The sequence below is a fragment of the Longimicrobiaceae bacterium genome (genome assembly GCA_035696245.1).
Taxonomy (GTDB): Bacteria; Gemmatimonadota; Gemmatimonadetes; order Longimicrobiales; family Longimicrobiaceae; genus DASRQW01.
Genome location: DASRQW010000224.1, coordinates 19,236 through 30,012 on the forward strand (window position 1 = coordinate 19,236; position 10,777 = coordinate 30,012).

Annotated in this window: 8 protein-coding genes; all 8 read left to right on the plus strand. The window is 71.0% G+C overall.

All coding sequences use genetic code 11. The annotated features are described in order from the left end of the window. The first annotated feature begins 217 nt into the window (after positions 1-217). Complete coding sequence (ileS, locus tag VFE05_10630) at positions 218-3,394, plus strand: isoleucine--tRNA ligase (GenBank protein HET6230512.1); 3,177 nt, start codon at positions 218-220, stop codon at positions 3,392-3,394. Between the two features lies 1 nt (position 3,395). Then, on the plus strand, positions 3,396-4,001 hold the full coding sequence (lspA, locus tag VFE05_10635; GenBank protein ID HET6230513.1) for a signal peptidase II: 606 nt from the start codon (positions 3,396-3,398) through the stop codon (positions 3,999-4,001). Next, positions 3,991-4,971: an RluA family pseudouridine synthase gene (locus tag VFE05_10640; protein ID HET6230514.1), complete on the plus strand. Its 981-nt coding sequence runs from the start codon at positions 3,991-3,993 to the stop codon at positions 4,969-4,971. Before lspA ends, VFE05_10640 begins: the two co-directional genes overlap by 11 nt. A 65-nt stretch (positions 4,972-5,036) precedes the next feature. Then, the gene (locus VFE05_10645) at positions 5,037-5,525 is read left to right on the plus strand and encodes a chemotaxis protein CheW (protein ID HET6230515.1); all 489 of its coding nucleotides are present in this window, start codon (positions 5,037-5,039) and stop codon (positions 5,523-5,525) included. Between the two features lie 49 nt (positions 5,526-5,574). After that, entirely contained in the window at positions 5,575-5,937 is a 363-nt protein-coding gene (locus VFE05_10650) for a response regulator (GenBank protein HET6230516.1), read from the plus strand. Positions 5,938-5,967: 30 nt separating this feature from the next. Next, entirely contained in the window at positions 5,968-8,034 is a 2,067-nt protein-coding gene (locus VFE05_10655; GenBank protein HET6230517.1) for a chemotaxis protein CheA, read from the plus strand. 330 nt (positions 8,035-8,364) lie between these two features. Then, positions 8,365-8,985, plus strand: coding sequence for a chemotaxis protein CheC (locus VFE05_10660; protein ID HET6230518.1), 621 nt, complete (start codon positions 8,365-8,367; stop codon positions 8,983-8,985). Further along, the coding region (locus VFE05_10665; GenBank protein HET6230519.1) for a tetratricopeptide repeat protein at positions 8,978-10,777 on the plus strand (1,800 nt) is incomplete at its 3' end. The genes VFE05_10660 and VFE05_10665, both read left to right, overlap by 8 nt.

A 10,777-nucleotide genomic window follows, 5' to 3' on the forward strand; every position in this document is an offset into this window, starting at 1 on the left:
AACCCCGGCAGCATCGGCGCACGCTGAATCGTCCGAAGGGCGCTGAACCAACAACCCTCTCCCGCTTGCGGGGGAGGGTGCGAGCCTAAGCGAGCGGGAGGGGGCGTTTGTAGGCGACGGACACACGGGGGCGCGGCGGGGTTGCCGCGCCTGTTATGTTTTGGGGCTCTTTGCGGCACCCATGCGAAACGAACGAAGCGGCCGGAAGATTTCGAAGATGAAGAGATATCCCGACCTCCCCGCGGGCACCGTGGCGCTCGAGGAGGAAGTCCTGGAGCGCTGGCGGCGCGAGGACACGTTCCGGAAGAGCCTGGAGAAGACGCAGGACGGCGAGCCGTTCGTCTTCTACGAGGGCCCGCCCACGGCCAACGGGCGCCCCGGCATCCACCACGTGTTCTCGCGCTCCATCAAGGACGCGGTGTCGCGCTTCCGCACCATGCAGGGGCGCTACGTGGCGCGCCGCGCGGGCTGGGACACGCACGGCCTGCCCGTGGAGATCGAGGCTGAGAAGAAGCTGGGCATCTCCGGCAAGCGGCAGATCGAGGAAGTGGGCATCGCGCGCTTCAACGAGGTGTGCCGCGACAGCGTGCTCACGTACACCGACGAGTGGGAGCGCTTCTCGGCCCGCATCGGGTACTGGCTGGACTACTCGAAGCCGTACGTGACGTACCACCGCGACTACGTGGAATCGGTCTGGTGGCTACTGAGCGAGATCCACAAGAAGGACCTCATCTACCGCGGCCACAAGATCCTGCCGTACTGCCCGCGCTGCGGCACCGGGCTGTCCAGCCACGAGGTCGCGCAGGGCTATCAGGACGTGAAGGACCCGTCGCTGTACGTGATGCTGCCCGTGCTGGACGAGGCGGGCGAGCCGGACGGCCGCGAGCTCCTGGTGTGGACGACGACGCCGTGGACGCTGGTCTCCAACGTCGCTCTCGCGGTGAACCCCGAGCAGGAGTACGTGGAGGTCGCGCACGAAGGCCGCCGCCTCATCCTCACCCGCCCGCGCGTCGCCGCGCTGTTCGGCAGCGAGGACGTGATCACGCGCTCCGTATCCACTGACGAACTGGTCGGCCTGCGCTACAAGCGGCCGTTCGACTGGGTCGATCCGCTCGGCTATGCGTCTGCCGAATCCGCCGCGAAGGCGTGGCGGGTGGTGCCGGCGGGCTTCGTCACGTCTGCCGACGGCACGGGGATCGTGCACATGTCGCCGGCGTTCGGCGCGGACGACTACGCGGTGGGGCGCGAGCACGGGCTGCCCGTCATCCAGCCGGTGGACGACCGCGGCGCCTTCCGCGCGGACCTGCCCCTCGTGGGCGGACGGTTCGTGAAGGATGCGGACACGGACCTCGTGATCGACCTCAAGACCCGCGGCATGGTCTTCAAGTCGTCGAAAGAAGAGCACTCGTACCCGCACTGCTGGCGCTGCGGCAGCCCACTGCTGTACATGGCGCGCGACTCGTGGTTCATCCGCACCACGGACGTTCGCGACAAGCTGCTGTCGAACAACGACCAGGTGCGCTGGTTCCCGCCCGAGGTGGGCAGCGGCCGGTTCGGCGAGTGGCTGGAGAACAACGTGGACTGGGCGATCTCGCGCAGCCGCTACTGGGGCACGCCGCTCCCGGCGTGGGTGTGCGACGCGTCGCCCGCGCACGTGCACGTGGTCGGCTCGTTCGCGGAGCTTTCGGAGATGGCGGGCGGGCTTCCGGCGGACTTCGACCCGCACCGGCCGTTCATCGACGAGGTGGCGTTCGGCTGTACGGCGGAGGGCTGCGGCGGGACGATGCGGCGCACGCCGGAGGTGATCGACGTCTGGTTCGACTCCGGGTCGATGCCGTACGCGCAGCACCACTACCCGTTCGAGAACCGCGAGACGTTCGAGAAGCAGTTCCCTGCGGACTTCATCTGCGAGGGGGTGGACCAGACGCGCGGGTGGTTCTACTCGCTGCTCGCCATCTCCACGCTGCTGGACAAGGGCCCCGCGTACCGGAACGTGGTCGTGAACGACCTGATCCTGGACGCCGAGGGCCTGAAGATGTCGAAGTCCAAAGGCAACGTCGTCAACCCGTGGGATGCGATGCAGCAGCACGGGGCGGATGCGATCCGCTGGTATCTGCTGTCGTCGTCGCACCCGTGGCTGCCCAAGCGCTTCGACGCGGACGGCGTGCGCGAGGTGCAGCGCAAGACGTTCGACACGCTGCGCAACACCTACAAGTTCTTCGCGCTCTACGCGGAGCTCGAAGGCTGGACGCCGGACGCCGAGGCGCCTGCGCTGGCGGATCGTCCCGTCATCGATCGCTGGCTTCTGTCTCGTCTCGCGTCGGTTACGCAATCGGTCGCGGAGAACCTGGACGGCTACAACCTGACGCACGCGGTTCGCGCGGTCGCCGACTTCATCATCGACGACCTGTCGAATTGGTACGTGCGCCGCTCGCGCGACCGCTTCTGGGGCAGCGCGGACGTGGCGGACGCGCGGTCGGCCTACGCGACGCTCTACCGCGCGCTGGTGGACGTGACCAAGCTGATGGCGCCCGTCGCGCCGTTCCTCTCCGACTGGCTGCACCGCGGCCTCGTCGGTGAGGACGCCAGCGTCCACCTCGCCGACTTCCCGTCCGCCGATCTGGATGCAGTCGACGAAGGGCTGGAGCGGGGGATGGATGCGGTGCGGACGCTGTCGACGCTCGGCCGCGCTGCGCGGGAGAAAGTGGCCATCCGCGTCCGACAGCCGTTGGAAGTGCTGTACGCCGTGATCCCCGAGGGCATCGAGACGGGGGACGAGCTGCTGGAGATCCTGCGGGACGAGCTGAACGTGCGCCGCGTGGAGTTCATGCACGCGGCCGAGGAGCTGGTCACGTTCTCCGCCCGGCCGAACTTCAAGACCGTCGGCAAGGTGCACGGCAAGAACACGCAGGCCGCCGCCGCGGCCATCCGCGACCTCTCCTCGGCCGACCTCGCGCGGTTCCGCAAGGGCGAGGAGGTGACGTACGACGTCGCCGGGACGAGCTTCGCGCTCGCATCTACCGACCTCGACATCGTGCAGACGGCGACGGGCGACTTCGCGGTGGAGTCCGAGGGCGGCTTCACCGTCGCGCTCGACCCCACGATCACGCCGGAGCTGCGCGCGGAGGGCTTGGCGCGCGAGGTGGTGAACCGCGTGCAGAAGCTGCGGAAGGACAGCGGGCTGGAGGTCTCGGACCGCATCCGCCTCGGCGTGGGCGGAGACGACGAGCTTCAGGCTGCGCTCGGGCCGTGGCGCGATTTCATCGGCAGCGAGACGCTGGGGGTGGAGGTCGCGATCGGCGGCGCGCCGCTGGCGGCGGACGGGTACGAGCACACGCGCGACGTAGACCTGGACGGGGTGGCCGCCAGCATCGGCATCTCCCGGAGCGCCTGAGATGAACCAATCACGGGAAGAAGCGATGCACGACGAGACGCTGGACCGCTCCGACGCCGTGCCCGCGCGGACGGTCGCCCCCGCCCCCGCGGCCGAGGGCGACACCGCGCGCAAGGCGATGCTGTACGCGGGCATCGTGGCGCTGGTGATCGTGCTGGACATCTGGACGAAGCGCATGGTGGAGGAGTCGCTGCGGCTGTACGACCCCGTGCCCGTGCTGGGCGACGACTTCTTCCGGCTGACGTACATCTTCAACCGCGGCGCGGCCTTCGGGCTGCACCTGGGCGACAGCTCGCGCTACATCTTCATGGGCCTGGCTGTCGTCGCCGTCGTCTTCCTCCTCTACATGTACCGCAACACGCCATGGAGCGACCGGCTGCGGCTGGTCGCCATCGCCTCCGTTACCGGCGGGGCTATCGGCAACCTGATCGACCGCGTGCGGTCCGCGCGGGGCGTGGTCGACTTCCTGGACTTCGGCGTCGGCACCGTGCGCTGGCCGGTGTTCAACGTGGCCGACATCGCGGTCACGGTCGGCGCCATCCTGCTCGCCATCTCCCTTTGGCGCGAAGAGCAGAACCACGAGCGAGAGGGACACGTTGGCCGCTGAACCCGAGCAGCACCTGGACCTGGTAGCCGGCGAGGACGCCGGAGACGGACGCCTGGACGCGTGGCTGGCCGAGCACGCGGGCCTGTCGCGCAACCGCGCCGTGCAGCTCATCGACGAGGGGCGCGTGCTGGTGAACGGCGCCGTGCTGCGCAAGAAGGACAAGCCGCAGCCGGGCGACCGAATCGAGGTGCACCTGCCCGCGCCCGAGCCGTCGCACATCGGCGCGGAAGACATCGCGCTCGCCATCGTCTACCAGGACGACGACCTGCTGGTGATCGACAAGCCGGCGGGCATGGTCGTGCATCCGGCCGTGGGCAACCGGACGGGGACAATGGTGAACGCGCTGCTGCACGCGGTCACCGACCTATCCGGCATAGGCGGGGTGCTGCGGCCGGGCATCGTCCACCGGCTCGACAAGGACACCAGCGGCCTGCTGGTCGTGGCCAAGAACGACGAGGCGCACCGGTTCCTGGCCGAGGCGCTGAAGCGCCGCGACCTGAAGCGCGCCTACCTGACCGCGGCGTGGGGGCACCTGGCGCAGGACGCGATCACGGTGGACGCGCCCATCGGCCGGCACCCGAACGAGCGCAAGCGCATGGCCGTGATCGAGGGCGGGCGGCGCGCGGTGACGCACTTCCGGCGGCTGGAGAAGTGGCGCTCGGCAGATCTCGTCCGTGCCGAGCTGGACACCGGGCGGACGCACCAGATCCGCGTCCATCTCCTCTCTCTCGGCCACCCCGTGGTGGGCGACGCGCTGTACGCCGCGGGATGGGCGCGGGGCGTGGCCGGGCAGGAGCGCCCGTGGACGCAGGCGCTGGACCGGCGGGTGCCGCGGCAGTTCCTGCACGCGGCCGAGCTGAGCTTCCCGCACCCCCGTACGGGAGCGGCGATGAGCTTCGCCAGCCCCCTGCCGCCGGACCTGGCGGCGGCGGCCGAATGGGCACGCGGCGGGGGGCGGGCGGTTTCTTGACCCCGCCGGGGGCGTCCGCTATACTGGTCCGCTCACTCCCAGAGCGAGACCCTTCCGGAATGGCGATGCCCCCCACCGACACCTCCAACGTTTCCGCGGGGGCGCCCGAAGCCGGCGCCGCGCTGGAGCGGATGGTCCTGTTCGCGGTGGGCGAGCACCGTTTCGGCATTCCCATCGACCGCATCCGCGAGATCATCCCGGCGCGGCCGTACACGCCGCTGCCCGGCGCCGAGGCGTTCGTGTGCGGGCTCATCAACCTGCGCGGACGCATCGTCACGGTCGTGGACCTGGGCGCGCGCCTGGGGCTGGCCCCCGCCGCCTCCCACCCCGACCACAGCATCGTCATCGTGGAGCGGGCGGGGAAGCCGGTGGGGCTGGCCGTGCAGGAGGTCGACCGCATCGTGGCCGCAGACGCGGCGTCGCTGGCCGGCTCGGCCGAGACGCTGCGGTCGCTGCGCATGGACCGCGCGTACCTCAAGGGCCTGGGCGAGGCCGGCGACACGCTCTTCGTGGCGATCGACCCGGACGAGATCCTGGGCCCCATCCTCGTATGAACACCAACCGTTGGCGGACCCGCTCCACCACGTACACTCCGGAGGCTTGATGAGTCAGACCGTGCTGATCTGCGACGATGCCATCTTCATGCGTACCATGATCGGCGACATCCTCACCCAGGCCGGCTTCCAGATCGTGGGCGAGGCCGAGACGGGCCTGCAGGCGGTGGAGAAGTACCGCCAGCACAAGCCCGACCTGGTGACCATGGACATCGTGATGCCCGACATGGGCGGCATCGACGCGGTCCGCGAGATCGTCAAGGAAGACCCGTCGGCCAAGATCCTCATGTGCAGCGCCATGGGCCAGCAGGCGCTGGTGATCGAGGCGATCCAGGCCGGCGCCCGCGACTTCGTGGTGAAGCCGTTCCAGCCGTCGCGCGTGCTGGAAGCCGTGCAGCGCGTGCTGGGCTAAGGCCCCGCCCGCCGCCGCCGCGCGCCCCGCATGGAGCTGTCACAGTACGGGGAGCTCTTCCTCTCCGAGTCGCGCGAGCACCTTTCCGCGATCAACCACCTGCTGCTGGCGCTGGAGGCCGACCCCGGCTCGCGCGAGGGGGTGGAGGGCGTGTTCCGCGCGGTGCACACCATCAAGGGCATGTCGGCCACCATGGGCTACGGCGGCGTAGCCGACCTGGCCCACGAGATGGAGAACCTGCTGGACCGCATCCGCCAGGGCCGCGTGGCGGCGGGGGGCGACACGGTGGACCTGCTCTTCGCCGCGGCCGACGCGCTGGAGCGCGCCATCGACGTGGCGGTCTCGGACACGGAAGAGGCGGTGGAGTTCGGCCCCCTGCTCCGCCAGCTCCGCGCCGCCGCGGCCGCCCCCGGCGACGCCCCGGCAGCGGACGAGGGTTCGGGAGATGCGGGGCCGGCGGCCTTCCCCGCGGCTGGCGAGGAGGACGACGACGGCGAGGCGGTGGAGGGCGTGCTGCGCGTGCGGCTGGAGGTGAGCCGCGACTCGGCGCTGCCGGGCGTGCGGGCCTTCCTGGCCGTGCGCCGCGCGCGCGACCTGGGCGAGGTGAGCGAGCTGGAGCCCTCGGAGGCGGCGATGCAGGAGCCGGGCTTCGCGGGCTCCCTTCGCTTCCTGCTCCGCACCGGGCGCGAGGCCGACGAGGTCCGCGGCGCGTTCGGCGCCGTCGGCGAGCTGGCGGTCGTCTCCGTCGCCCAGCACCGCGTCGCCACGGCGATGGCGGACGACGGGTCCTCGGCCCCCCAGAACGGCGACGCCCGGCCCGACGGGCAGGCGCCCCGCGCGCGCAACATCCGCGTGGACCTGCGGCGGCTGGACGCGCTGATGAACGGCGTGGGCGAGCTGGTGATCGTGCGCGACCGCCTGCGCCGCCTCTCCGCCGGCACGGCGCCCGACCTGGCCGAGGCGGTGGACCAGGCGTCGCGCCTCATCGGCGAGCTGCAGGGCGAGATCATGCGGGCGCGCATGGCGCCGGTGTGGCAGGTCTTCGACCGCTTCCCGCGCCTGGTGCGCGACGCGGCGCGCCTGCTGGACAAGCGCGTGGAGTTCGTGATCGAGGGCAAGGAGATCGAGCTGGACCGCTCCATGCTCGACGAGATCGGCGACCCCCTCGTCCACCTCCTCCGCAACTCGCTGGACCACGGCATCGAGCCGCCGGCCGAGCGCCGCGCGAAGGGCAAGCCCGAGGCGGGAACGCTCACGCTGACCGCCGCGCGCGAGCGCAGCCGCATCATCATCCGCGTGGAAGACGACGGCCGCGGCATCCAGCGCGAAGGCGTGCTGCGGAAGGCCATCTCCACGGGCCTGATCGCCGCCGGCGAGGCCGAAGGGATGAGCGACGAGGAGGTCTACCGCCTCCTCACCCGCCCCGGCTTCAGCACGGCGGAGAAGATCACGGACGTGTCCGGCCGCGGCGTGGGGCTGGACGTGGTGGCGACGAGGGTGCGGGCGCTTGGCGGGCTGCTGGAGATCCAGAGCACACCGGGCGAGGGCACCGCCTTCACCCTCCAGCTCCCGCAGACGCTCGCCATCGTGCGCGCGCTGCTGGTGCGCCTGGGCGACGAGACGTACGCGCTGCCGCTCACGCACGTGGGCGAGACGGTGCACCTGGACCCGGCGGAGATCGGCACCGTGAAGGGCCGCCCGGTCGCCATGCTGCGCGACGAGGTGATGCCCCTCCTCTCGCTCCGGGCCGTCCTTAGCCAGGGCTCGTCCGGCGCCGCATCCGCCGCATCGCCCTCCGGCCCCCCTTCGGCGGACGCGAATGCGCGGAGCGGCGCTTCCGCCAGCGGGTCGGGATCGAACGGGACCGCAGCGAACGGCGCGCTGTCGAACGGGCGGCGGGCCGCGGTGATCCTGGAGGTGGGCGAGCAGCGGATCGGGCTGGAGGTGGACCGGCTGCTCGGCCAGCAGGAGATCGTGGTGAAGAGCTTCGACGGGACCACGGGGATGCTGCGCGTCTTCTCGGGCGCCACGATCCTCTCCGACGGGCGGCCGGCGCTGATCCTGGATGCGGGGAGCGTGGTGGCTGGGGCGGACTGAGGCGCGGACGCCCGCTCCCGCTCGCTTAGGCTCGCACCCTCCCCCGCAAGCGGGAGAGGGTTGTCGGATGCGAGGGATCTCTGGTCGCGGCGGGCGTTGGTTCGAGTGAATCGCTCGCATCGCGAGGAGTCCATCTCACCCTCCCCCAGGCGGTTTTGGGGGAGGGTCGGCGAGCCTGAGCGAGCCGGGGAGGGGGCCCTGCCGGTCATCTCCCGTGTCCGTAGCGGCGGTCCGTTGGCGACGAGATGGGCCCGGTTGGAAAGATGGTGCGAAGTGCAGGCGTCACGTGCAGGCGTACGATCCCAGGCGACCCTTGAGGCGATCCGGCCGATGATAGACCTACGCGACTTGCAAGAGATCCAGCTCGACGCGCTGCGCGAGGTGTCGAACATGGGGGCGGGGCACGCCGCCACGGCGCTCTCGCAGATGACGAAGAGCCGTATCATGATCAACGTTCCCCGGCTGGCCGTGTCGCGGCTGGAGGACGTGCCCGAGCTGCTCGCCAACCCCGAGGAGGTGGTGGCGGCGGTGCTCATGCACATGCTGGGTGACCTGACGGGGCGCACGCTGCTCATCTTCCCCCGCAACTCGGCCATGCGGCTCAGCGAGATCCTGCTGCACCGGCCGGCGGGGAGCAGCCACGTGTTCGGCGAGCTGGAGCAGAGCGCCATCAAGGAGGCGGGCAACATCCTCTCGGCCGCCTACATGAACGCGCTGGCCGACTTCATGGGGCTGATGCTGCTGCCCAGCGTGCCGTCGCTGGTGATCGACCTGTGCGCGGCCGTGCTCACCACCACGTACACCAACTTCGGGCACGAGCGCGACTACGTGTTCTGCATCCAGACGCAGTTTCAGATGGACGGCGACGAGGAGAGCGTGCAGGGGCACTTCCTGCTCCTCCCGGACGTGGAGTCGCTGCAGATCATCCTCCAGAACATCCGCCTTGCCTGACCCTTCGGAGCACCCGGCGCCGGCCGCGGCGCCCCGCCCCGCCCACTCGGAGCGCGACCTCCGGATCCTCCGCAGCTTCGCGCAGCGCGTGGACGCGGCGGATGCGGGCGCGCACAACAACCTGGGGGTCCTGTACTTCAACAAGGGCCTCTACGAGGAGGCGATCGTCCAGTTCCAGCGCGCGCTCGCCATCGACCCCAAGATGCAGGTGGCGCAGCGGAACCTGGAGATCGCCTACTTCAACACGGGCTGGTACGACCGCACCATCGCCGAGCTGCGCGAGCGCCTGCGCGAGGACCCGGGCGACGCCGACGCGCGCACCCGTTTGGCCCAGGCGTACCTGAACACGGGCGACACCGCGGGCGCCGTGGCCGAGCTGCGCCGCGTGCTGGCGCACCAGCCGGACGACATCGGGACGCTGATCCAGATCGGTCAGGCGGAGAAGGCGGGCGGCAACTTCGAGGCGGCGCTGGAGTGGTTCGGACGCGCGCTGGCGGCCGACCCGGACAGCGCCGTGCTGCGCTTCTACGTGGGCGAGCTCTACTACAACCTGGGCCTCAACGAGGAGGCGCTCCGGGAGCTCACGCGCGCCGTGGAGCTGAACCCGGAGCTTGCCGACGCGCACCACGTCCTGGGCTTCGTGTGGGGCGACATCGGCAACATGGACCGGGCGATGGCCGCCTCGCGCCGCGCCAGCCAGCTCAACCCCAACTACACCAAGGCCCAGACGAACCTCTCCCTCGACCGCTACAGCACCGCGCGCTACCGCGAGCTGGTGGGCGAGCGCGTCCGCCGGCCCGAAGTGGCGACGGGCGAGATCCTGGCGCACTACAACCTGGGCGTCGCGTTCCGGCAGAAGGGCCTGTACGAGGAGGCGCTGCGGGAGTTCGCGCGCGCCCTGGAGCGCGGCGAGGAGCCGTCGCTGACCCGCCAGGCCATGGCGGAGGTCCATCTCCTCCAGGGCAAGGCGCAGCAGGCTCTGGACCTCTACGACCGCCTGCTGGCCGAGGACGAGCGCAGCCCCAAGCTGTGGAACGAGCGCGGCGTCTGCCTGCACCAGACCGGCCACACGGCCGATGCCGAGGCCAGCTACCGGCGCGCGACCGAGAACGACGCGGCATACGCGCTGGCGTGGAACAACCTGGGCGTCGTCCTGCTCCACCGCGGCGAGGCGGCCGGCGCGGAAGAGGCGTTCACGCGTGCCGTGCAGCTCCGCCCCGGCTTCACCGACGCGTGGTGCAACCGCGGGCTGATGTCGCTGCGCCAGGGGCGCCACGGCGCCGCGCTGGATGCGTACCGCGCGGCGCTGCGGGCGAGCCCCACGGCCGCGGCGGCTTGGAACGGCATCGGCGCGGTGCTGATGGAGACGCGGCGGTACGACGAGGCACGCAACGCGTTCGTCCGCGCGGTGGAGTCCGATCCGGACCATGCGGAGGCGCGCTACAACCTCTCGTTCGTCCTCTCCAACCTGGGCGACTTCGAGGGGGCGCTGCGCGAGACCAAGCGCGCGCTGGAGCTGAACCCGTACTACACCACGCCGCGCTACAAGCTGGCGATCGACCTCCAGTTCGAGTACGCCGAGGTGCTGGCGCCCGAGCTGGACGCCGCCGAGCGCGTGGACCCCGAGGCGGGGCAGGGCATCGAGAGCTTCACCTTCGAGGCCGGCGCGCTCGACGCCATCTTCCAGGAGCTGGCGCCGCAGGCCGACGCCGCGCCCGCCGCTCCGGCCCAGCCGGCGGACTCGTTCGCTCTGGCGGAAGACTACCTGTCCAAGGGCCTGCTGGAGCGCGCG

Bases quoted from the DNA above. Each gene is read 5' to 3' on its own strand.
- ileS (HET6230512.1), top strand. From the start codon at position 218: ATGAAGAGATATCCCGACCTCCCCGCGGGCACCGTGGCGCTCGAGGAG.
- lspA (HET6230513.1), top strand. From the start codon at position 3,396: ATGAACCAATCACGGGAAGAAGCGATGCACGACGAGACGCTGGACCGC.
- VFE05_10645 (HET6230515.1), top strand. From the start codon at position 5,037: ATGCCCCCCACCGACACCTCCAACGTTTCCGCGGGGGCGCCCGAAGCC.
- VFE05_10650 (HET6230516.1), top strand. From the start codon at position 5,575: ATGAGTCAGACCGTGCTGATCTGCGACGATGCCATCTTCATGCGTACC.
- VFE05_10655 (HET6230517.1), top strand. From the start codon at position 5,968: ATGGAGCTGTCACAGTACGGGGAGCTCTTCCTCTCCGAGTCGCGCGAG.
- VFE05_10660 (HET6230518.1), top strand. From the start codon at position 8,365: ATGATAGACCTACGCGACTTGCAAGAGATCCAGCTCGACGCGCTGCGC.